The 22000-nt window shown below is 74.0% G+C and carries 16 protein-coding genes; 11 read left to right on the top strand and 5 right to left on the bottom strand.

Annotated features, from left to right (window positions below; genetic code table 11):
* Nucleotides 1–7 precede the first annotated feature (7 nt).
* From AB0E77_RS10880 to AB0E77_RS10870, 3 genes are all read left to right on the top strand, one after another.
* Complete coding sequence (locus AB0E77_RS10880) at nt 8–3820, top strand: CHAT domain-containing protein (RefSeq protein ID WP_361568610.1); 3813 nt, start codon at nt 8–10, stop codon at nt 3818–3820.
* Between the two features lie 62 nt (nt 3821–3882).
* A complete protein-coding gene (locus AB0E77_RS10875; RefSeq protein ID WP_361568608.1) occupies nt 3883–4632 on the top strand; it encodes a class I SAM-dependent methyltransferase in 750 nt (249 codons plus the stop codon).
* A gap of 76 nt (nt 4633–4708) precedes the next feature.
* A complete protein-coding gene (locus AB0E77_RS10870) occupies nt 4709–5158 on the top strand; it encodes a spore-associated protein (RefSeq protein ID WP_361568607.1) in 450 nt (149 codons plus the stop codon).
* A gap of 756 nt (nt 5159–5914) precedes the next feature.
* Here AB0E77_RS10870 and AB0E77_RS10865 read toward each other — a convergent pair.
* Nucleotides 5915–6925, bottom strand: a complete 1011-nt coding sequence (locus AB0E77_RS10865) for a hypothetical protein (RefSeq protein ID WP_361568605.1) — start codon at nt 6923–6925, stop codon at nt 5915–5917.
* A gap of 383 nt (nt 6926–7308) precedes the next feature.
* On the opposite strand from AB0E77_RS10865, the gene AB0E77_RS10860 reads away from it, so the two are divergent.
* Complete coding sequence (locus tag AB0E77_RS10860; protein ID WP_361568603.1) at nt 7309–8154, top strand: MIP/aquaporin family protein; 846 nt, start codon at nt 7309–7311, stop codon at nt 8152–8154.
* Nucleotides 8155–8180: 26 nt separating this feature from the next.
* Nucleotides 8181–9698 carry a glycerol kinase GlpK gene (gene glpK / locus AB0E77_RS10855; RefSeq protein WP_361568600.1) on the top strand — a complete coding sequence of 506 codons (1518 nt, stop codon included), beginning with the start codon at nt 8181–8183 and terminating at the stop codon, nt 9696–9698.
* A 36-nt stretch (nt 9699–9734) separates the two neighbouring features.
* Here the strand turns inward: glpK and AB0E77_RS10850 are convergent, their stop codons facing one another.
* Nucleotides 9735–10178, bottom strand: a complete 444-nt coding sequence (locus AB0E77_RS10850) for a DUF3093 domain-containing protein (protein WP_361568597.1) — start codon at nt 10176–10178, stop codon at nt 9735–9737.
* Between the two features lie 144 nt (nt 10179–10322).
* Between AB0E77_RS10850 and AB0E77_RS10845 the strand changes: the two genes are divergently transcribed.
* A complete protein-coding gene (locus tag AB0E77_RS10845) occupies nt 10323–10655 on the top strand; it encodes a hypothetical protein (RefSeq protein ID WP_361568594.1) in 333 nt (110 codons plus the stop codon).
* Nucleotides 10656–10712: 57 nt separating this feature from the next.
* Here AB0E77_RS10845 and htpG read toward each other — a convergent pair whose 3' ends face one another.
* Entirely contained in the window at nt 10713–12611 is a 1899-nt protein-coding gene (gene htpG / locus AB0E77_RS10840; RefSeq protein WP_361568591.1) for a molecular chaperone HtpG, read from the bottom strand.
* A 414-nt stretch (nt 12612–13025) separates the two neighbouring features.
* Between htpG and AB0E77_RS10835 the strand changes: the two genes are divergently transcribed.
* On the top strand, nt 13026–13898 hold the full coding sequence (locus AB0E77_RS10835) for an SGNH/GDSL hydrolase family protein (RefSeq protein ID WP_361568589.1): 873 nt from the start codon (nt 13026–13028) through the stop codon (nt 13896–13898).
* 31 nt (nt 13899–13929) lie between these two features.
* Here AB0E77_RS10835 and AB0E77_RS10830 read toward each other — a convergent pair whose 3' ends face one another.
* Together AB0E77_RS10830 and AB0E77_RS10825 are read right to left on the bottom strand one after the other, a co-directional pair.
* Nucleotides 13930–14856 carry a hypothetical protein gene (locus tag AB0E77_RS10830; RefSeq protein ID WP_361568587.1) on the bottom strand — a complete coding sequence of 309 codons (927 nt, stop codon included), beginning with the start codon at nt 14854–14856 and terminating at the stop codon, nt 13930–13932.
* Between the two features lie 22 nt (nt 14857–14878).
* Nucleotides 14879–15241: a hypothetical protein gene (locus AB0E77_RS10825; RefSeq protein ID WP_361568584.1), complete on the bottom strand. Its 363-nt coding sequence runs from the start codon at nt 15239–15241 to the stop codon at nt 14879–14881.
* 110 nt (nt 15242–15351) lie between these two features.
* Here AB0E77_RS10825 and AB0E77_RS10820 point away from each other — a divergent pair, with 110 nt between their 5' ends.
* The 4 genes from AB0E77_RS10820 (at nt 15352) to AB0E77_RS10805 (ending at nt 21851) form a co-directional block, all read left to right on the top strand.
* Nucleotides 15352–19167 carry a CHAT domain-containing protein gene (locus AB0E77_RS10820; protein ID WP_361568581.1) on the top strand — a complete coding sequence of 1272 codons (3816 nt, stop codon included), beginning with the start codon at nt 15352–15354 and terminating at the stop codon, nt 19165–19167.
* A 74-nt stretch (nt 19168–19241) separates the two neighbouring features.
* The gene (locus AB0E77_RS10815; RefSeq protein ID WP_361568578.1) at nt 19242–20198 is read left to right on the top strand and encodes a helix-turn-helix domain-containing protein; all 957 of its coding nucleotides are present in this window, start codon (nt 19242–19244) and stop codon (nt 20196–20198) included.
* A 107-nt stretch (nt 20199–20305) separates the two neighbouring features.
* Entirely contained in the window at nt 20306–21304 is a 999-nt protein-coding gene (gene gap, locus AB0E77_RS10810; RefSeq protein WP_361568575.1) for a type I glyceraldehyde-3-phosphate dehydrogenase, read from the top strand.
* Between the two features lie 49 nt (nt 21305–21353).
* Entirely contained in the window at nt 21354–21851 is a 498-nt protein-coding gene (locus AB0E77_RS10805) for a peptidylprolyl isomerase (protein ID WP_361568573.1), read from the top strand.
* Nucleotides 21852–22000: the final 149 nt, after the last annotated feature.

Here is a 22000-nt window from a genome sequence, read left to right as displayed (position 1 = left end):
GGGGACGATGGCCGACGAGGTCCGGGAGGGCGACGGTGACGCCGGGGCGGCAAAGCTGCGGCGGGAAGCGGGCGAGGCCCTGCTCGAGGCACGGCGGCTGCTGGACGTCGGCGGCGGGTGGCCGTCCGCCGACGCGTTGGGGCCGGTGATCGACCGGCTGGCCCGCATCGAGTCGGCGCTGGCGGAGAAGGGGGCCGACTTCTCCGTCGTCTTCGTGCATCTCGGCATCCTGCGGGGCGCGCGCTGCTTGAGCCGGTTCGCGCACGGGTCGTCCGACGCGGCGGACAGGGAGGAGGCGTTGCGGCGGCTGCGGTGGACGGACGGTGCCGGATCGGCGGCCGACATGCTCGCCGTGCAGGCCCGCATGATGCTCGTCTTCCTGCTCGCGCCCTGGGCCCTGCCCCGCGCGGACGGCACGCGTACCGCCCTTCTGGACGCGTTGCTCGCCGCCGCCGACGGCCAGGTGCTGACCGCCTCGCTGCACCGGGATCTCACCGAGGCGCTGGAGGTGGTCCGGCGTATCGCCGCCGCCCCGCTGAACGCGGACCTCCGGCGGGTGAACGCCAGAATCGAGGGCGACATCGAGCGGATGCTCGCCGTCCGCTCGGAGTCCGCCCCCGCGCGGTCCGAGACGTCCGCGGCGGGCACCGAGGCGGGAGGGACCGCCTCCGGCGGTGCCCGGTGCTCCGATGCCCCCGAGGACGCCCGGGATCCCGAGGAGGCGCTGTTCGAAGCCGTCCGGGGCCTGGTGGCCCTGGCCGGGTCGTGCGGCACCGCCCGCTTCACCCGCGTCCTGGTCTGGCTGATCACCGTGCTGCAGTCCGGGCCCGGCACGGCGGGCGACGACTCGCACGAGGAACTGGAGCTGGAACCGCGGGCCCGGCCGCTGCTGCGCCTCGCCGCGACCGGCGCGGCGGCCGGCACGGCCGGCGTCCGCCGCGCCGCCGGTCTTTCTCTGCGAGCGCTGCGGGCCCTGCCGCCGGACACGCCCGAACGAGCGCGCGTCGCCCGGCTCCACGCCTATCTGCTGGTCGTCGTGGAACTCGAGGAGCCTGGGTCGGTCGACTTCTCCGCGGTGGAACGGCCCGTAGTGGAAACCGACGACGACGGTGACCGCCTCGCCGACTGGCCGACGGGTGTCACCCCGGAGCCCGGACTGCTGGCGCATCTCGACAGTCACCTGCGGGACTTCGTCGCGCACATCGGCATCCGCGAGCGGCGCTACGCAGCCTGCTTCGACCGGTTCCTGGCCCACCGCACCGGTGACACCGGCTATCTGGACGACGCCTCGGTCCTGCTCAGGGAAGCGCTCGAGGCGAGCCCCGATGACTCCTGGTGGGTCCTGGCCGTGCGGGCGGAGCTGGCGGACGTCGTGGCGCAGGCCGCCTTCTTCGACGGCAGCTTCCACGACGCCGACGTGTCGCTGGCCGCCGTGCGCGCGCTGGGCGACGCCCTGGAGAGCGACGCCTCGCTGCCGCCCGACGCGCCGTTCGCGGTCCGTCTCGCCCTGTCCACCGCCGAGCGCGAGCTGGACCACGCGCAGCGCACCGGTGACCACGCGGCGCTGCCGCGGGTGGCCGAGGAGCTCCGGAGCCGGCTGGCCACGCTGCCCGAGGACAGCGACCTGCGCGAGAAGCTGGGCCGACGGCTGGCGCAACTGGACGGACTGCTCGCGGACACCGGGCGGACCCCCGGACCTGCCACGCTCCCGGCCGGCGGGGCGGGCGATCCGGCGACCGGGGCGGGAGACCCGGCGACCGGGGCGGGCGATCCGGCCGCCGTACGAGAGTCGCTGGTCCATGCGATCGCCGAGACCCGCCGGGAGCTCGGGGAACCCGAGGTCTATCACGCGCAGGAGTACGACCGGCGTGCCCGGCTGGGCCTGCAACTGCTCTTCACCGTCGTGACCGGCGACAGGGACCCGGCGGTCCTGGACGAGGCCATCACCCAGCTGACCCGTGCCCGCGTCCTGCTCGCCGAGGGACGCGGCAGGGCGCACCGCGTGGACGTGCTGACGAAGCTGGCCGAGGCCCACGCGAGGCGTGCCGCCCGGGGCGGGCCGCGGACCGGTGAGGACCTGCGGGCGTTCGTGGAGGTCACCCGTGAGGCGCTGGGCGAACTGGCCGCCGACGTCCTGCTGCAGATCGGCGCCGACCACGGTCTGTCGGCGGCCCTCAACGGCGCGGTGCTGTCGCGCCGGCTCGCGTATGCCGCCTGCTGGTCCCGCCGTCCGGCCGACGCCGTGGCCGACCTGGAGAAGGGGCGGGCCCTGGTGCTCCAGGCCGCCGCCGCGTCGCGGAGCATCCCCGAGCTGCTGACCGCCACCGGGCACGTCGAACTGGCCCGGCAGTGGCGCGCCCAGGTCCTCACGGATCCGCTGCGCCCGCGTCCCGGTGAGGCACCGGCACCGCCGCCGGGTGGGCCGCCGATCCCCAGCGGACTGCGCCGCAGGGCCCTGGCCGCGCTGGGTGTCCGCCCCGGCGCCGGAGGAGGCGCGGCGACACGGCGGTTCGTCGGCACCGCGGACGTGGCCGAGCTGACCGCCGGTCTCTTGGCGACGGACACGGACGCGTTGGTCTATCTGCTGCCCGGCATGCCTGTCCCGAGCCGCCCGCTCACCGGACACGCGCTGATCCTGCGTCCCGGCGCAAACCCCGCCATGCTCTCCCTGCCGGACCTGATGCTGCCGGGCAGCGCGCCGCTGGAGCGCTATCTCGACGCCGCCGCGGAACGCTCGCGCACCCTCGCCGACCCGGACGCCGGCCCGTCGCGTCAGGCCGCCTGCGAGGAACGGTGGCAGGCCGCGCTCGACGAGCTGTGCGACTGGGCCGGGCGGGCGGTCATGGAACCGGTGCTGGCCGCCGTGGGACCGGCGGTTCCGGGCGGGGCGCGGGGGCCGGCGGACCGGGTGCCGGCGGACCGGGTGCCGAGGATCGTGCTGGTGCCGTGCGACCGGCTCGGTGTCGTCCCGTGGCACGCCGCACGCCTCCCCGGTCGTGGCGACGGCGGCCACCGGTACGCCTGCCAGGAGGCCGTCCTCAGCTACGCCGCGTCCGGCACCCAGTTCCTGGCCGCCGCCGCCTCGCCCCGGATGCCCGCCGACGCCGGACGGCAGGTGCTCGTCGCCGACCCGGAACTGACCCTGCCGTGGGCCGAGGTGGAGACGACCGCGCTGCGTGCCGCCTGCTATCCCGACGCGCTCCGCTACGGCGAGTTCGTCGCCACCGACGAGGAGCCGGACGCCGCGGGCACGCCCGCGGAACTCCTCGCCGCGCTGCCCGGCGGCGCGGAGCCGGCGTCCGTGATCCATCTCTCCTGTCACGCCCTCGCGGCGCCGCGTCCCACCGACTCGGCGCTGTGGCTGGCCCGGCCGCCCGGCGGGGACCGGGACGCGGGCCGGCTCACCGTGGCCGGCATCCTCGACGGCGCGTCCGGCCGCCGGCCGGGCACCGCGGGTCCGCTGGTGGTGCTCAGTGCCTGCGAGACCGATCTGAGCACGCGTCACCACGACGAGGCGATGACCCTCGCCACCGCCCTGGTGGCGCGCGGCGCCGCCGACGTCGTCGGCTCCCGCTGGGCGGTGCGGGACGGTCCGAGCGCCGTGATGACGGCCGTCTTCCACCACCACCTGACCGCCGGCGGACTGGCCCCGCCCGACGCGCTGCGCGCGGCACAACTGTGGATGCTGGACCCCCGGCGCAAGCTGCCGGCCGCCATCGACGGCCCGCTCCGCCACGAGGCCACGCGCCCCGACCTCGGCCGCCTCCACCACTGGGCGGCCTTCACCCATCAGGGCAACCCGGCACCCGCGGCCGGTTGACGGCCCGTCGCGCCGCGGAACGGGGTGGAGCGGCGGGCCGGGTGCGGCATACCGTCGGCCGCATGGCTGACGAGTGTTTCCGGCATCCACGGCTAGCCGCGCTCTACGACGCGCTCGACCCCGATCGCCGTGATCTCGACGCGTACCTCCGTGCGGCCGAGGAGCTCGGCGCGCGCCGCGTGCTGGACATCGGCTGCGGGACGGGTGTGTTCGCCCTGGTTCTGGCCGGCCGCGGGATCGACGTCGTCGGCGTCGACCCCGCCGGGGCGTCGATCGACGTGGCCCGGGCCAAGCCCGGCGCCGAACGGGTGCGGTGGGTTCCCGGCGACGTGACGGCGCTCCCGCCGCTCCAGGTCGATCTGGCGACCATGACGGCGAACGTGGCGCAGGCGGTCGTGGACCCGGGGACGTGGCGGGAGACGCTGCGCACGGCGTACGCGTGTCTGCGGCCGGGCGGGCACCTGATGTTCGAGACCCGCGATCCGGCGCGGCGCGCCTGGGAGGAGTGGAACCGGCAGGACTCCTACGGCGTGACGGACATCCCGGGGGCGGGTGCGGTCGAGAGCTGGGCCGAGGTGACCGACGTCAGCCTGCCGCTGGTGACGTTCCGCTGGACGTACGTCTTCGCCCGGGACGGGCAGGTGCTGACGTCGGATTCGACGCTGCGCTTCCGTGAGCGCGAGGAGGTCGAGGCCGATCTGGTCGCGCGGGGCTTCGTGGTCGACGACGTACGCGAGGCGCCCGACCGGCCGGGCCGGGAGTTCGTCTTCCTCGCACGTCGTCCCCGGTCGGACATCTTCTCCCGGCAGTGACACAACCATTCCGGTATGTCACGGGTCACACCAGGCAGGAGCACCAACCGGCTCCAAGTCCGCACAAGGGGGAAAAATGATCTCAACTCGCTCGAAGCTCGCCGCTGCCGCGCTGCTGGCGGCGGCCGTCGGCGGCACGACCGCCCTGGCCGCACCCGCTTCCGCCGCGGCGAGCGTCACTCCGGGGACCGTCTGCGGCAGCGGCTACAAGACCGTCAACTCCGCGCCCATCGGCTCCCGGGGGACCGTCTACCTGACCTACAACTCCGCCAACGGCAACAACTGCGTCGTGACCATCCGGAACACCGTGGGCACGGCCGTGGACATGTCCGCCTACCTGTACGTCCCCGACACCGACCAGGGGGACGGGGACTACGGGCGGTACACGTCGTACGCGGGCCCGGTCTACGCCTACGGCAAGGCCCACTGCGTGGACTGGGGCGGCAGCATCGGCGGTGTGTCCGTGCAGGTGACCGGCTCCAACTGTGCGGCTCTGAAGGAGCACCGGGTCACCACGGTCCGCTGATCCGGCCCCGGTCCCGCCCCTGCGGAGCGCACACCGGCTCCGCGGGGGCGGCGGCGGGCCGGGGCCCGGCGCCGGTGAGGCCGGGGCGGCCGGTCCGACGAGGTGCCGGGCCGCGCCGGCGGGATCCACGGTCTGGTGGAGGTGCTCGCCGGACAGGTGGGCCACCCGCCGGCCGCGTTCGCGTGCCCCGGCGGCGGCCTCCTCGTTCGGGGGCCGAACAGCAGGCAGGAACAGGGACGGTCGTCCCGTCCCGCGGGGCCCGGGATCCGCTGCTCGTAGCAGGACAGCGGCAGGGTGGGCTGCTCCTCGACGACCGTGCGCCGCGTTCCGGGGCCGGCGGACATGGGGGCGATGTCCGCCTCGTCCCACCAGTCGGTCCAGCGTGGAAGTGTCCCGTTCACCGTCGTCGGGCGGAGGAACTCCGGGAACTGGGGTGAGCCGACGGGGGTGGTACCGGTGCGCGCGGGCAGCGTGGCGTCGACGAGGACCGAGGCGGCCACGGGGTGGCCGAGGCCCGCCCGGATCACGGGTACGAACAGGCCCGCGTCGCTGTGCGCGTCGAGAACACGTCGGGACCAGCCGCTCGGTGTCACCGCCGGGGTGGATCCCCGATGACCGGTCCCACGAGGGACAGACCTGCGCGGACGACATCGAGGGCGGCGGCGGGCCGCGCCCTCCCGACCCGCCCGCACCGGGGGCCGGTCGCGGGGAGCCCGCCCCGGGAACCGCCGATGACGGTCCCCGGGGCGGCGGCGGTCAGAACTCGTCCTCCGCGAACTCCGGGTCGTCGAGGCCGGTCATGTCGATCTCCTCCTCGTCGATCGCCTGGCCGGCGAAGAAGCCCTCCATGAGTTCCCCGGGGTTCAGCTCGGTGGCACCGGCCGGCGCGGTGGGCGCGGTGCCGTCGCTCAGCCGCAGCGTCAGGCCCAGCTTCTTGACCGCGCTGTTCTCGGCCAGTTCGGCGAGGTCCAGGTCCACCTCGGTCAACTCGCCGTTCTTGAGCGTGAAGTCCGCCGTCACGTCGGTGTCGGGGGCGTCCTTCAGGTCCTTGTCCGTCGGCAGCTCCATGCCCGGAGGCAGGTCCTTCGCCAGTGGGCGGATCTCTCCGAGCAGTTCGGTGAGCAGGGTGCGGAAGGGCGCCGTGGCGGTGACGTGCTCGGTGCCGTCGTCGCCGTCGGCCGTCTTGAACTCCACCTCACGGGCGACGACCCCGCGCAGGGCGCCCATGAGCTTCTTCTGCGTCTTGGCGTCCAGGCTCGGAGCGGGCGCGGGGGCGGCCTCGTCGCCCTGGCCCTCCGCTGTGGCCTCCTGCATCTCCTTCGCGCTGAACTTGACCCACTTGCCCTCGAGGACGTCGCCCACGGCCCCGGCCTCCGGGGGGAGGTCCTGGGCGGCCGGCAGGGGACTGCCCATCATCCGGCCGATGGTGTCGACGTCGGCACGGACATAGGCGTAGTCGCCGATCAGCCGGTACTCGACGAGGTCGCCGTCGGGGTGGCCGATCTTCAGGGCCGTGCCGACGAGGTCCTTCTCGCCGGACTCCGCGAGCGGCTTCCTCGACGCCACCGTCACCGTGATCTTCGCGTCGCTGATCAGCTCGGCGGCCTCGGCGGGGATCTCCTCGCCGGGTGCGGGGTCGGACGCGGCGTCGAGCGCCTCCAGTGACGCGGTGTCGGTGTCCAGGTCGAGCTCGAAAGAGAGCGTCTTCTGCCGGCCGAGCTCCTCGAACGCCTGGTCGAGCTTCTGGCCGGCGGAGAGCTGCTCCACCGTGCCGCAGGCGGCGGAGCCCGCGAGGACGGCACCGACGACGGCGGTGGCGGTCAGGGTCTTGCGTATGGCGCTGATGATGGTCTCCTCGTGGGTCCGATCACGGTGTGATCGCTCAGAAGACTCACCACTCCCTCACAAGGTTGCCCTCGATCGCCGGACGGCGTCGGAACCCGTACGGAGCAGTGCGCGTGAGCCTCCGTCCGTGCGCCGGGCCGACGGGCCCGATCCCCGAAGTGCCGTACCGGGAGGCGGAGTCGGCGTCCCACGGCCCGGACCGGCCGCCGTCGGTCCGGACATGCGCTCGCCCTCGACCGGTCCTAGCGTGGCAGACGTCGCTCGGACGATCGACGACCGGTCCACCCGGCGGAAGGCGAGCAGTCATGGCTGAGCGCAGCAAACGGTCCTCACTGATCGGTGAACTGTCGGCCGAGTTCGCCGGCACGATGATCCTCATCCTCTTCGGCTGCGGCGTGGTCGCCCAGGTGGTCGCGGGCGGGGCCCTCACGGACCCGCCCGGCGGTCTCGGCGACCACGACAGCATCTCCTGGGCATGGGGTCTTGCCGTCACCCTCGGCGTGTACGTGGCGGCGAGGCTCAGCGGTGCCCACCTCAACCCCGCGGTGACTCTCGCGCTCGCCGTGTTCAAGGGGTTCTCGTGGCGCAAGGTGGTGCCCTACGCGCTGGCCCAGACGGCCGGTGCCTTCGTGGCGGCGCTGCTGGTCCGCTGGAACTACACCGAGGCGCTGGCGAAGGCCGACCCCGGGCACACCCTCAAGACGCAGTTCGTGTTCTCCACCCTCCCGGCCAACGGGAACACCGCGCTCCCGGTCCACGAGTGGGGTGCCTTCCGGGACCAGGTCATCGGCACCGCCATCCTGCTGCTGCTGATCATGGCGCTCACCGACCTGCTGAACTCACCGCCGCAGGCGAACCTGGCCCCCTTCATCATCGGCCTGGTCGTGGTCGCGATCGGCATGGCCTTCGGCACCAACGCGGGTTACGCCATCAACCCGGCCCGCGACTTCGGCCCCCGGCTGGCCAGCTTCATCACCGGCTACGGCGGAGCCTGGCGGGACCAGTACGGCAACTTCTACTTCTGGGTGCCGATCGTCGGGCCGCTGATCGGCGGCGTGCTGGGTGCGGGCCTGTACAAGGTGTTCGTCGGCCGCTTCCTGCCCTCCGCCGAACCCGAGCCCCCGGGACGCGTCCCGGCACCCGCGGACTGACCACACCGGCTGGAGAGGCAGGAATCATGGCGGACTTCATCGGCGCGGTGGACCAGGGCACCACCAGCACCCGATTCATGATCTTCGACCACGGCGGCAACGAGGTGGCGAAGCATCAGCTGGAGCACGAGCAGATCCTCCCGCGTTCCGGCTGGGTGGAGCACGACCCGGTGGAGATCTGGGAGCGCACCAACTCGGTGATGCAGAACGCCCTGCGCTACGGCGGTCTCACGGCGACCGACCTGCAGGCGATCGGCATCACCAACCAGCGGGAGACCACGGTGGTCTGGGACCCCCGCAACGGCCGCCCCTACTACAACGCCATCGTGTGGCAGGACACCCGCACCGACGCGATCGCGGCGAACCTGGAACGCTCGGGCCAGGGCGACGTCATCCGGCGCAAGGCCGGACTGCCCCCGGCGACGTACTTCTCGGCCGGCAAGATCCAGTGGATCCTGGAGAACGTCGACGGCGTGCGCGAGGCCGCGGAAGCGGGCCACGCCCTGTTCGGCAACACCGACGCGTGGGTCCTGTGGAACCTGACGGGCGGTCCCGACGGCGGCATCCACGCCACCGACGTGACCAACGCCAGCCGCACGATGCTGATGAACCTGGAGACGCTCGACTGGGACGACGAACTGCTGGGCTTCTTCGGCATCCCCCGGTCGATGCTGCCGTCCATCAACGCCTCCTCGCACCCCGACGCGTACGGGGTGACCCGGACGACCCGGCCGCTGCGCGCCCCCATCCCGATCGGCGGGGTCCTCGGCGACCAGCAGGCGGCCACGGTCGGGCAGGTGTGCTTCCGCCCCGGCGAGGCCAAGAACACCTACGGCACGGGCAACTTCCTGGTGCTCAACACCGGGACGGAGCTGGTCCGTTCGCAGCACGGTCTGCTCACCACGGTGGCCTACCGGTTCGGCGACGACCCGGTCGTGTACGCGCTCGAGGGCTCCATCGCGGTGACCGGCTCCGCCGTGCAGTGGCTGCGCGACCAGATGAAGATCATCAAGACGGCCGCCGAGAGCGAGGACCTCGCCCGCACCGTCGAGGACAACGGCGGCATGTACTTCGTCCCGGCCTTCTCCGGTCTCTTCGCGCCGTACTGGCGTTCCGACGCCCGCGGGGCGATCGTCGGTCTCGCCCGGTACAACGACAACGCGCACCTGGCGCGGGCCACCCTGGAGGCCATCTGCTACCAGAGCCGTGACGTCGTGGAGGCCATGGAGCAGGACTCCGGGGTGCATCTGGACGTGCTCAAGGTCGACGGCGGGGTGACGGCCAACGACCTCTGCATGCAGATCCAGTCCGACGTCCTCGGCGTACCGGTCAGCCGGCCCGTCGTCGCCGAGACCACCGCGCTGGGCGCCGCCTACGCGGCGGGACTGGCCACCGGGTTCTGGCGGGACACCGACGAACTGCGCACGCACTGGCACGAGTCCAGGCGCTGGGAGCCCCGCTGGACCGACGAGCAGCGCGCGGAGGGCTACGCCGGCTGGAAGAAGGCCGTGGAACGCACCCTCGACTGGGTGAAGATCCCCTGAGCACCCGCCGGCTCCACCCGGTGGCCCGGTCCCCGGTCAGCGGCGGGCGAAGGCCAGCACGGCGAGGAGGGTGGTCGGCTGCCTGGTGGACAGGTACACGTAGGGCGCCGGGTGGTCCGGGTCGCTGATCTCGACGCGCAGCGCGGTCGGGATGTGGCTGCGCAGCAGCATCTTGGCGCGGACGTCGGCCCGCCGGGTACGCCACAGGAACGCCTCTTCGGCGTCGAGGATCTCCGCGAGGCCGAGGGCGGTCAGCGGGAACCGCAGCTGTCCGGCCGTCAGGTGCCGGTCCGTCACCACGATGGCGGCGGAACCGTAGGCGCGCAGCCCCAGTGCGGTGAGCGCGGCCACGACCAGCAGTCCGGTGACGGCAGCCACGGGCCCGAAGGGCAGCAGGGCGACGGCGGCCATCACGCTCAGCAGGCCGGCGAGCCAGAAGGCGGTTCTCGGGACGCCGAGACGTTCTTCGTACAGACGCATGTGCCCACCCTCTCAGCTCCGTCCCGCGGCCCGTGCACCACCCGCCGGGCGGAACACGGCGTGCCCCCCTGGTATGTCACAGGTACCCGGCGGCGTGCCCGCGGGCTTGACTGGGCGCAACGCCGGTCGACGGAAGGACATGACATGAAGGCTCTGTGGAAGCGCGCGCTCGTCACCTCAGGGGCCGCGATCGCTCTGACGGGAGGAGTCGGTCTCGTGACCGCCGCGCCCGCGGCCGCCGAGGGCAATGTGCTGCAGTGCCACACCTGGATCGCCGGCGACTGGGGCCACGGCGAGTGCTACAACCCCGGGACGCAGACGCACGCGTTCTCGGTGCGTGCCATCTGCGGCTGGTCCGTCGACAGCTACTCGAACTGGATGTACGTGACGCCCGGCGGGACCAGCTCGACCGCCGCCAGGTGCAGCGGCCCGCTCACGACCGGCGTCGGCGGAGTGGCGATCGAGTACGGCGGCTGAGGGCGGCGCCGGCCGCGGGGTCCGCCCCCCGGCCGGCCGTTCCGCCCGCCGCCGGGCCTACAGGGTGCGCTCCAGGCGGTCCGCCATGAGCTTGACGAACCGGGCAGGGTCCTGCGGCCTGCCGCCCTCGGCGAGCACCGCGAGGGTGTGGAGGAGTTCGGCGGTCTCGGTGACCTCGGTACGGTCCTCGCGCTCGGTCCAGGCCCGGTTCAGGGCCTTCACCAGCTGGTGTTCCGGGTTGAGTTCGAGGATGCGCTTGGCACGGGGGACCTCCTGGCCCATGGCCCGGTACATGTTCTCCAGCGCGGGCGTGAGGTCGTCGGCGTCGGAGACGACACAGGCCGGGGAGACGGTGAGGCGGGAGGAGAGGCGGACCTCCTTGACGTCCTCGCCCAGGTGCTCCGTCATCCAGCCGAGCAGCCCGGCGTACTCCTCGCTCCGCCGGTCCTTCTCGGCGTCGGCCTGCTCGTCCCCCTCGCCGTCGAGGTCGACGTCGCCCTTGGTCACCGACCGCAGCCGCCTGCCCTCGTACTCCCCCACCGCGTCGGTCCACACCTCGTCGACCGGGTCGGTGAGCAGCAGGACCTCGACGCCCTTGGCCCGGAAGGCCTCCATGTGCGGGGAGGCCTCCATGGCCTGCCGGGACTCGCCCGTCATGAACCAGACGGTGTCCTGACCGTCCTTCATCCGCTCCACGTACTGCTTCAGCGTGACCGGCGTGTCGGCGTCGTGCGTGCTCGCGAACGAGGAGACGGCGAGGATGGCGTCGCGGTTCTCCGAGTCGGTGATCAGGCCTTCCTTGAGGACGGCGCCGAACTCCCGCCACAGCGTGGCGTAGCGGTCCGGGGCGGACGTCATCAGGTCCTTGACCGTCGACAGCACCTTCTTGGCGAGGCGGCGCTGGATCATGCGGATGTGCCGGTCCTGCTGGAGGATCTCGCGTGAGACGTTGAGCGAGAGGTCCGCCGCGTCGACGACGCCCTTGACGAAGCGCAGGTAGGGCGGGAGGAGTTCCTCGCAGTCGTCCATGATGAAGACGCGCTTGACGTAGAGCTGCATGCCGCGCCGCTGTCCCTGGGTGAACAGGTCGTGCGGGGCGTGGGAGGGGACGAAGAGCAGGGCCTGGTACTCGAAGGTGCCCTCCGCCTGGAAGCGGATCGTCTCCAGCGGCTCGCGCCAGTCGTGGCTGAGGTGCTTGTACAGCTCGTGGTACTCGTCGTCGGAGACCTCGTCGCGCGGGCGGGCCCACAGGGCCTTCATCGAGTTGAGCGTCTCGGCCTCGCCGGGCTCGCCGTCGTCACCGGCCTGCCCGACGAGGCGGACGGGCCAGGTGATGAAGTCCGAGTACCGCTTGACGATCTCCTTCACCTTCCAGGCGGAGGTGTAGTCGTGGAGCTGGTTCTCGGTGTCCGCCGGCTTGAGGCGGAGGGTGACGGCGGTCCCCTGCGGTGCCTCGTCGACCGTCTCCAGGGTGTACGTGCCCTCGCCGCGCGAGGTCCAGCGGGTGCCCTGGGTCTCGCCGGCGCGGCGGGTCACGAGGGTGACCTCGTCGGCCACCATGAAGGCCGAGTAGAAGCCGACGCCGAACTGGCCGATGAGTCCCTCGGCCTTGTCGCCGTCCTGGGCCTCGCGCAGCTCCTTCAGGAAGGCGGCGGTGCCCGAGTTGGCGATGGTGCCGATGAGCCGCGTGACCTCGTCGTACGACATCCCGATGCCGTTGTCGCGCACGGTGAGGGTACGGGCCTCAGCGTCGGTCTCGAGTTCGATGTGCAGGTCCGTCACGTCGGCGTCGAGCGTGTCGTCCCGCAGGGCGGCCAGGCGCAGCTTGTCCAGCGCGTCGGAGGCGTTGGAGACGAGCTCGCGCAGGAAGACGTCCTTGTTCGAGTAGACCGAGTGGATCATCAGCTGGAGCAGCTGACGCGCCTCTACCTGGAACTCAAACGTTTCGGTCGGCATGGTTGGTGACTACCTCACTGATCCGCAGTCGTCTGCACTGGTGGAGGCCACTTTAGAACAGCCCGGCCCCGCCTCGGGCGCGGTCCGGCGGCACGGCTCGCGCGGTGCGGGGCGTCGGCGAGGCCGCTCTCGGGGGGCCTGGCGGGAGGAGCGGAGCGCCCCTTGCAAGAAGTTCAGTCAACAACATTGACGTGTTCATGAGACCGCGGGCACATTACTTAACGGTAGAACCGATTGGTAACACGCGTTCGGTGCTCCGCGGTCGTCGGCGTGCGCGTTCTCGCCCACGGCGCGGCCGCCGCCCCGTCCCTTCGTCCGAGCCGCCGCACTCTCACCGGTCCCACCGATCAGCACGCCCGCGCGGACACCTCCGTGCCCGCTCTCGCGTGCCCGTTGCCCGAGGATGGACAGCCCATGCCGAAGCATGCCGTGCGCCGTGTCATGACCGCGACCGCAGCCGCGGTCGGCACGCTGGCCCTCAGTGTCACCGCGGCCGCCGCCGACACGACGCCGTCCCTCGACTACGTCGCCCTCGGCGACAGTTACAGCGCCGGCTCCGGCGTCCTGCCCGTGGATCCGACGAACCTCTTGTGCCTGCGCTCCACGGCCGACTACCCGCATGTCATCGCCTCCAGGACGGGCGCCCGCCTCGACGACGTGACGTGCGGAGCCGCCGAGACGAAGCACTTCACGCAGTCCCAGTACCCGGGGGTCGCCCCCCAGGTGGACGCGCTCGGCGCGGACACGGACCTGGTCACGCTGACCATCGGCGGCAACGACAACGGCACGTTCATCAACGCGGTGACGGCCTGCGGCACCGCGGGGCTGCTCAGCGGCGGCAAGGGCAGTCCCTGCAAGGACATGCACGGCACGTCCTTCGACGACCAGATCGAGGCGAACACGTACCCCGCGCTCAAGGAGGCGCTGCGCACGGTCCGCGCCAAGGCGCCCGGCGCCCGGGTGGCCGCGCTGGGCTACCCGTGGATCGTACCGGCCACCGCCGACCCGTCCTGCTTCCTCAAGCTGCCGATCGCGTCAGGTGACGTGCCCTACCTGCGGAGCATCCAGGCCCACCTCAACGCGGTCGTCGAGCGCGCCGCCGCGGAGACCGGTGTCACCTACGTGGACTTCGCGCAGGCCTCCGACGGGCACGACGCCTGCAAGGCGGCCGGCACCCGGTGGATCGAACCGCTCCTGTTCGGCACGAACCTGGTCCCCGTCCACCCCAACGCCCTGGGCGAGCGCCGCATGGCCGAGCACACGATGGACGTCCTCGGTCTGGAGTGATCCGGCGGGCCGGCGGGGTACGCCCCGGCTCTCAGCCGGCCTTCCGGAAGAGCTCCGACATCCGGTCGCCCGCGCCGGCCGTCAGCGGCCCGGTCTCGTCCGGGGCCATCAGGCCGACCCGGGCGGCCAGTTCCCTGCCGTGGACGTCGACGGCGGCCTCGACCAGTTCCGCCAGCGCTTCCAGCGCCGCCCGGGCCCGGGCCCGCGCCACGGCGGCGCAGGCGACGGCGGGCAGCGCGGCCGGCCACCACCAGCAGGCGACCAGGGCGTATCCCGCGGCCCAGGCCGCGAGCCGGCCGGCGGCGCCGAAGGAGTCGCGGGACGACTGGATCTGCCGTACGGCGGGTTCGGGGAGGATCAGCCACAGCCGGGGCCACAGCGCCGCGAGGTCGGCGCCGTAGGCGTCCCCGACGCGGTCGGCCACCGCCTGCATGCGGTCCCCGTACCAGCAGGGCCGCACCGGCGCGCGCGGCGCGATGCGGTCGCGGGCCTCGGTGAGGTCCTGGATGCGGGCCCACACGGCCGCGGGGACGGTCAGCACGCCGTCCGCTCCCCCGCCGGCCGGGGCGGTCGCGGCCACCGCCTCCTCCAGCGCGGCGTCCCTGCGCGCCCACCGGCGCCGTCGCCCGGCGGTGAGGGCGCGCGAGAGCGGGTCGCGGCCGGGGCGCAGCCACCACCGCTCGACCGCGCCGCCGAGGAACTGCGCGGCGAGCGCCGCCGCGGCGGCGGTGAGCAGGACGAACGCGACCAGGAGCGCGGCGGTGCCGGTCCGGTCGAGAGCCGGACGCGCGGCGAGGTCGTCCAGCGTGCCGCGCAGCCGGTCGACGTCGTGCCAGTGCCGGTGGCCGAGACGGCCGGCGACGGCCGCGACGGCGAGGAAGAGGGCGCCGGGCAGCACCAGCAGGTTCAGCCAGCGCTCGGTGAGTTTGCCGCCCAGGGTGGCGAGGAGGGGGTTCATCGGGCCGGCGGTCCGGGCGCGGTCACCGGTCGGGGCGCAGGCGCGCCTTGAGCATGCGGGCGTCGTGGAGGGCGCAGTGCGGCGCGGGCAGCAGGTCGCGGACCCGCTCCGAACGGCTGCAGCGCGCGGACCCGGGGCACACGGCCACCTTGAGGTGCGGGGTCACGCCGGGCACGCCGACGCCGCGGGAGGCGACGAGGAGCCCGCCCGCGTACCCGGCCCGGCGCAGGGCGTGGTCGAGGGCGTCGAAACAGGCGGCGAGCTCCTCGGCGCCCGCACCCGCGCGCAGCAGGTCCCGCGCACGCTCGGCCGCCTCCCCGACGCCGGGCAGCCGCATCTCCTCCCGGGAGCCGAGCAGGGCGCACAACGCCGCCTGCCGGTGCACGAGTTCGGGAACGCCGGGCTATACCGTCATGGTCCCAGTGTGCCTCAGAAGGGGCACGGTGGAGTGGGGGTCGCAGGGCCGCCGGAGACCGACTGGAGGGGGACGACGGGATGAGGGACGACCGGGGCGCCCTTTTACGGGCCGTCCGCGCACGCCTCGCGCGGGCCGGCACCGCCGACGCGGGCGTGGACCCGGACGTGGTGTTCGGCCCGGACGCGGACGGCGAGTTGCGGGCGCTGCTGCGGGCCGTGGACCCCCGTACCGATCTGGAGGCCCGGCACGTGGCCGGGTGGCTGTGCGTCGCCCGCGCGTCGGCGGCCTCCGGCCTCGAGGGCGCCGTGCACGGAGCCATGGCGGGAACGCTGCTCTTCCCGGTGTGGGTGGCCGATCCCCGGCTCGTGCCACCGCAGTTGGCGGACGGCTTCGCCGCCACCGGCCCCGCGGACCGCCCCGACCCGGCGAACGCCGACGGAGTCGCCGAGTGGTCGGCGCAGTGCATGGTGTCCCTGATCGCGGCCGAGGGGCGCCGGCCGCCGCCCGGCGCCACGGAGGACGACCTGCGCCTGTACGCGCTGGCCGAGCGGATGGGCGCCTCGGTGGCGAGCCGCGAGGTGCTGCTCGCCACCGCCCTCGCCGCGGGCAGGCTCGCCGTCCTCGCCACGGCGGAGGACGACCCCGCGTACGGCAGCCGGATCGCCGACCTGACCCGCGCGTCGTCCCTCGGCGAGCGGCAGGAGGGGGAACCGGACGCGGACACCGAACTCGTGCTCGTCCACCGCACGCTCAAGGCGCTGCCCGGCCGCTCCCCCGACCGGCTCGCGACGCTGAGCAACCTGGGCGTCCAGCTGCTGGACCGCTACCGGACGGGGCACGACCCGGAGGACCTGTACGACGCGGCCGCCATCGCGCGCGACGTGCTGGCCCAGCTCCCCGTCGGCAGCCCGCATCTGGCGCACTGTCTGAGCACCCTGGGGGCCACGCTGCTCGCGCTGCGGCACCGGGACGGCGGCACCGTCGAGGAGTGCGACGAGGTGGTGGACCTGTTCCGCCGGGCGGCTCCCGGCGACCCGAAGGGCCCGGCCGCGGCGGGCCTCAACCTCGGTCTCGCGCTCGTCCTGCGCCACCAGCGCGCCGGCCGGACGCACGATCTGCACGAGGCGGTCGCGGTGTTCACCGGGGCCCTGGAGGCGGCGACGGACCCGGAGCAGCGCGTCGGCGTGCGCGCCGCGCTGGGCAACGCGCTGCGGGCCCGCTACGCGCTGACCGGCGACCCCGCCGACCTGGACGCGGCGGTCGCGCATCTGTCCGCCGTCGCGGCCGTGTCCGTGCGGGAGACGCCCCGCGACGCGGCCCGGCTGCTCGCGCCCGCGATGGCCCTGCACGCCCGGTATCTGCTCGACCCCGACGGCAACCGGGCGGACCTCGCCGAGGCCCTCGCCCTGCTGCGTCGGGCCGAGTCGCTGCTGCCGCCGGGACACCCGGAGCGGCCCGTGACGCTCTGCGATCTCGGCCTGGTGCTCAGCGACAGCTACGAACACAGCGGCAGCCCGGCCGAGTTGAACGAGGCGATCGAGGCCCTGCGGCAGGGCGTCGCGCTCACCCCGGACGGGCACGAGGTGCTCGGCGTGCGGCTGCTGAACCTCGGGATGGCGCTGGGCCTGCGCCACAACCTGTCGGGTGACGGCGAGGACCTGCGCGAGGCCCAGGAGTGCCGCCGCCGTGCCGCGCGGCTGCCCGGGCTCGGCCGCGCGCACCGCGCGACGCTGCTCGGCTCCACGGGGATCGGCCTGATGACGGGTGCCGAGCGTGCCCCCGACCCGGTGGCCCGGCTCGACGAAGCCGTCGGGTTCCTCCGCCGGGCGCTCGCGCTGACGCCCGAGGACGACCCTCGTCTGCCGCGCCGGCGCCACAACCTGGCCATCGCCCTGATGGCCCGCTGCGAGCGGGCGTGGCGGCGCGGTGACGCCCGCGAGGCACGCCGGCTGGCCGACGCGGTCGTCGCGGCGCTGCCCCCGGACTCGCCGGAGCTGCCCGCCGCCCTGACGGTGGCCGCCGAATCCCGGCTGTCGGGCCTCGGTTCCCTGGTGTCGCCCGGTGTCCGGGCCGAGGCGGTCGCCCTGCTGCGCCGGGCGGTCGAGGTCACCCCGCCCGGGCACGCGCGGCGGGCGATGCGGCTGACGAACCTGGGCGTCGTCCTGCGGGACCGCAGCTCCGGCCGGGGCCGCGACGCCGAGGTGGCGGAGGCGGCCGAGGTGTTCCGGACGGCCGCCCTGGAGCAGCAGTGCCCGCCCTCCGAGCGGCTGAACGCCGCGCGGGCCTGCGGCGACCTCTGGGCCGGGCTCGGCGTCTGGGACCGTGCCCTGGACGGCTATGTGCGGGCGGTCGACCTGCTGCACTCCGTGGCGCCGCGCCATCTGCTGCGCGACGACCAGGAGTTGCTGCTCGGGCGGACCGTGGGGCTGGGTGCCTCCGCCGCAGCCTGCGCGGTGCGCTGCGGCCGGCCGGGTCTCGCGGTGGGTCTCCTGGAGCAGGCCAGGGGCGTCCTGCTGTCCCACGCCTTCGACGCGGACAGCGACCTCACGCGGCTCCGGGAGGCGGCGCCCGCGCTCGCCGAGCGGTTCGAGGAGCTGCGGGCGGCCCTCGACACGGCGACCGAGACCCGCGAGCAGCTGGGCGAGGAGCCGGCGGACCGGCTCCCGGGCGGCGCGGCACACCCGGCCCGCGCCGATCAGGCGCGGGCCGACCGGCGTCAGCGGCTGGCCGCCGAGTGGCGCGACCTCACCCGCCGCATCCGTGCCGAACACCCCGGCCTCGGTCTGCTGCGCCCGGTGCGGGAGTGGGACGAGAGCGAGCTGCGGGCGACGGCCGCGGCGGGCCCGGTGGTCCTGGTCAACGTCTCCCCGCACGGCAGCGACGCCCTGGTCGTCACCGGGCGTTCCGTCGACGCCGTGCCGCTGCCCGGTCTCGATCCGCGGACGACGGCGGAACACCGGGAGGCATTCGAGGAGGCGCTCGTGCGCATCGAGGCGCCCGGAACCGCTCCCAGGCACGCGCTGCGCGCCCAGCAGACCGTCCGGGACGCCCTCGACTGGCTGTGGCGGACGGTCACCGGCCCGGTCCTGGACCACCTGGGCCTGCCGGCCCGGCCCGCCGGTCCGTGGCCGCGCGTGTGGTGGTCGCCCGGCGGCGCCCTGGGCACGCTGCCGGTGCACGCGGCGGCCCCCGCCGACGGCGGGCCCGGGGCTCTCGACCGGGTGACGTCCTCGTACACGCCGACGCTGCGGGCCCTGCACCACGCCCGGCAGCGGGTCGCGCGGACCACGGGCGGCACGACGCTCGTGGTCGGCGTCGCCCGGGCCGCGGGCGCCGCCCCGCTGCCCGGCGCGCGCCGCGAGTCGGAGCACCTGGCGGGACTGCTGCCGGGCGCCGCCGTGCTGGCGGACGCCGCCGCCACGCACGCCGCGGTCGTCTCGGCCCTGCCCCGCCACGCCCACGCGCACTTCGCCTGCCACGCCCTGAGCGACCTGGAACGGCCGTCCGAGAGCCGGCTGGTGCTCCACGACCACACCGGGCGTCCGCTGACCGTCCGGGACCTCGCCCGGCTCCGGCTGCCGTCCGCCCGGCTGGCGTACCTCTCCGCCTGCGGCACCCTGCGCAGCAGCCCGGACCTCGCCGACGAGGCCGTCCACATCGTCAGCGCCCTGCAGATGGCGGGCTTCCCGCACGTCGTGGGCTCGCTGTGGCACGTCGTGGACGCCATCGGCGCCGAGGTGGCGCGGGGCGTGTACGAGGAGCTGCACACCGGGGACGGCGCGCTGGACGTGTCCCGGACGGCCGGCGCCCTGCACACGGCCGTGCGCGCCCTGCGGGACCTGTACCCCGTCACACCGAGCCTGTGGGCCTGCCAGGTGCATGCCGGGCCGTAGGCCCCTGGGCCCGGGCCGCCGCTCCGCGGGAGCCGTGCACCGCGACGCCCCGCGTGCCCGCATACCCTGTCCCCGTGTCAGCCCCCCGTCTGCGTCGCGTCGCCGTCCTGGTGCTCGAGGGCGCCAAGCCGCTCGACGTCGGCATCCCCGCGCAGGTGTTCACGACGCGCGCGAGCATGCCGTACGAGGTGCGGGTGTGCGGCGCGGCTCCCGGGCTGGTGACCGGCGGCGACGGGCTGTCGTACCACGTCGCCCACGGCCTGGACGCGCTCGCGTGGGCCGACCTCGTCTTCCTGCCGGGCTACCGCTTCCCGGACCGGGAGGATCCGCCGCCGGCCGTCGTCGAGGCGCTGGTCGCCGCCCACGACCGGGGCGCGCGGCTCGCGGCCATCTCGACGGGCGCCTTCGCGCTCGCCGCCACGGGTCTGCTGGACGGCAGGCGGGCCACGACGCACTGGCACTACACACGGGCGCTGGCGGCGAAGCACCCGCTGGTCCGGGTCGACGAGAACGTGCTGTTCGTCGACGAGGGGCGGGTGCTCACGTCGGCGGGCGCCGCCTCCGGCATCGACCTGTGCCTGCACGTCCTGCGCGGCGACCTGGGGGTGGCCGCGTCGAACCACGCGGCCCGGCGTCTGGTGGCGGCGCCCTACCGCAGCGGGGGCCAGGCGCAGTACGTGCCGCGCAGCGTGCCCGAGCCGCTCGGCGAGCGGTTCGCCGCCACCCGCGAGTGGGCGCTGCACCGGCTGGGCGAGCCCCTCACCCTCGAGACGCTCGCCCGGCACGCGGCGGTGTCGCCGCGCACCCTGTCGCGGCGCTTCGTCGAGGACACCGGGTACACGCCGATGCAGTGGGTCATGCGGGCCCGCGTCGACCTGGCGCGTGAGCTGCTGGAACGGTCGGAGCGCAGCGTGGAGCAGATCGCCGGCGACGTCGGTCTCGGCACCGCCACGAATCTGCGGCTGCACTTCCAGCGCATCCTCGGCACCACGCCGACGCAGTACCGGCGCACCTTCGCCCAGGGCGAGTGACACCCCCCGCCCGCCTGGCGGGATCCTTTCGGACCGTGGCGATCACGCCGCTGTCCCGGCCGTCCGCCGCGCGCGAGCCTGGGTGGCGAGACGAAGGGACACCACTCATGACTCGCATCGCCATCAACGGTTTCGGCCGCATCGGACGGAATGTGCTGCGCGCCCTGCTCGAGCGCGGCAGTGACCTGGAGGTCGTCGCCGTCAACGACCTCACGGAACCGGCCACGCTGGCGCGGCTGCTCGCGTTCGACACCACGGCCGGCCGGCTCGGCCGCCCGGTGACCGCGGACGGGGACACCCTGGTCGTCGACGGCCGCCGCATCAAGGTGCTCGCCGAGCGCGAGCCGGCGCGGCTGCCCTGGGCCGAGCTGGGCGTCGACATCGTGCTGGAGGCTACGGGCCGCTTCACCTCGGCGAAGGCCGCCCGCGCCCACCTCGACGCGGGCGCCCGGAAGGTGCTGGTCAGCGCCCCGTCGGACGGCGCCGACGTGACGCTCGCGTACGGCGTCAACACCGACGCGTACGACGCGGACCTGCACACCGTCGTCTCCAACGCCTCCTGCACGACCAACGCGCTCGCGCCGCTGGCCGCGGTGCTGGACGAGCTCGCCGGCATCGAGCACGGCTTCATGACGACGGTGCACGCCTACACGCAGGAGCAGAACCTCCAGGACGGTCCGCACCGCGACGCGCGACGCGCCCGGGCCGCCGGCGTGAACATCGTGCCGACCACCACGGGCGCCGCCAAGGCGATCGGCCTGGTGCTGCCGAACCTCGACGGCAAGCTGTCGGGCGACTCGATCCGCGTGCCGGTGCCGGTCGGGTCGATCGTCGAGCTGAACACCACCGTCTCGCGCGAGGTGACGCGCGAGGACGTGCTGGCGGCCTACCGTGCCGCGGCCGAGGGCCCGCTGGCCGGTGTCCTCGAGTACTCGGAGGACCCGCTGGTGTCGTCGGACATCACCGGCAACCCGGCCTCGTCGATCTTCGACGCGGAGCTCACCCGGGTCGACGGACGCCACGTCAAGGTGGTCGCCTGGTACGACAACGAGTGGGGTTTCTCGAACCGCGTCATCGACACGTTGCTGCTGCTCGCCACCCGTTGAGGGGACAGCCGGTTAACGGTCCGCGGACCTGACCCGTCACAATGGTGGGATGAGCAATTCCCAGGTTTTCTTCGACATCGACATCGACGGCAAGGACGCGGGCCGGATCGTCTTCGAGCTCTTCGAGGACGTCACCCCCAAGACCGCCAAGAACTTCATCGAGCTGGCGACCGGCGAGCACGGCTTCGGCTACAAGGGCTCCCCGTTCCACCGCGTCATCCCGCAGTTCATGCTCCAGGGCGGTGACTTCACCGAGGGCAACGGCACCGGCGGCAAGAGCATCTACGGCGAGAAGTTCGCCGACGAGAACTTCCAGCTGAAGCACACCGGCCCGTACCTGCTCTCGATGGCCAACGCGGGTCCGAACACCAACGGCTCGCAGTTCTTCATCACCACCGTCCCCACCCCCTGGCTGGACGGCAAGCACGTCGTCTTCGGCAAGGTCGTCGAGGGCACGGACGTGGTGGACACGATCGAGGGCTACGGCTCCTCCCCGTCGGGCCGCACCTCCGCGACCATCACGGTCCGGGACTCGGGCAAGATCTGAGCCCGCACCGGCCGGGCGTGAGCCCGCCGGACACGGCGCCCGCCGCACCCTGTGCGGCGGGCGCCGTCCCGTTTCCGCCCTCCCTCGGCGCCCCGGGCCCTCCGCCCGCGTGGTGCGGCTCGCCCGGCGGTGCGACGCTGGGGTGTGGA

Origin of the sequence: Streptomyces sp. NPDC032940, from assembly GCF_040636935.1 — a bacterium.
In the GTDB taxonomy this organism is placed as follows: domain Bacteria; phylum Actinomycetota; class Actinomycetes; order Streptomycetales; family Streptomycetaceae; genus Streptomyces.
Note: the sequence above shows the minus strand (reverse complement) of the source record. Positions and strands in the feature narration are given on the sequence as shown.

Excerpts from the sequence above, each read along its gene's own strand:
- AB0E77_RS10880 (WP_361568610.1), top strand. The coding sequence starts at position 8 with ATGGCCGACGAGGTCCGGGAGGGCGACGGTGACGCCGGGGCGGCAAAG.
- AB0E77_RS10875 (WP_361568608.1), top strand. The coding sequence starts at position 3,883 with ATGGCTGACGAGTGTTTCCGGCATCCACGGCTAGCCGCGCTCTACGAC.
- AB0E77_RS10870 (WP_361568607.1), top strand. The coding sequence starts at position 4,709 with ATGATCTCAACTCGCTCGAAGCTCGCCGCTGCCGCGCTGCTGGCGGCG.
- AB0E77_RS10860 (WP_361568603.1), top strand. The coding sequence starts at position 7,309 with ATGGCTGAGCGCAGCAAACGGTCCTCACTGATCGGTGAACTGTCGGCC.
- glpK (WP_361568600.1), top strand. The coding sequence starts at position 8,181 with ATGGCGGACTTCATCGGCGCGGTGGACCAGGGCACCACCAGCACCCGA.
- AB0E77_RS10850 (WP_361568597.1), bottom strand. The coding sequence starts at position 10,178 with ATGCGTCTGTACGAAGAACGTCTCGGCGTCCCGAGAACCGCCTTCTGG.
- AB0E77_RS10845 (WP_361568594.1), top strand. The coding sequence starts at position 10,323 with ATGAAGGCTCTGTGGAAGCGCGCGCTCGTCACCTCAGGGGCCGCGATC.
- htpG (WP_361568591.1), bottom strand. The coding sequence starts at position 12,611 with ATGCCGACCGAAACGTTTGAGTTCCAGGTAGAGGCGCGTCAGCTGCTC.
- AB0E77_RS10835 (WP_361568589.1), top strand. The coding sequence starts at position 13,026 with ATGCCGAAGCATGCCGTGCGCCGTGTCATGACCGCGACCGCAGCCGCG.
- AB0E77_RS10830 (WP_361568587.1), bottom strand. The coding sequence starts at position 14,856 with ATGAACCCCCTCCTCGCCACCCTGGGCGGCAAACTCACCGAGCGCTGG.
- AB0E77_RS10820 (WP_361568581.1), top strand. The coding sequence starts at position 15,352 with ATGAGGGACGACCGGGGCGCCCTTTTACGGGCCGTCCGCGCACGCCTC.
- gap (WP_361568575.1), top strand. The coding sequence starts at position 20,306 with ATGACTCGCATCGCCATCAACGGTTTCGGCCGCATCGGACGGAATGTG.
- AB0E77_RS10805 (WP_361568573.1), top strand. The coding sequence starts at position 21,354 with ATGAGCAATTCCCAGGTTTTCTTCGACATCGACATCGACGGCAAGGAC.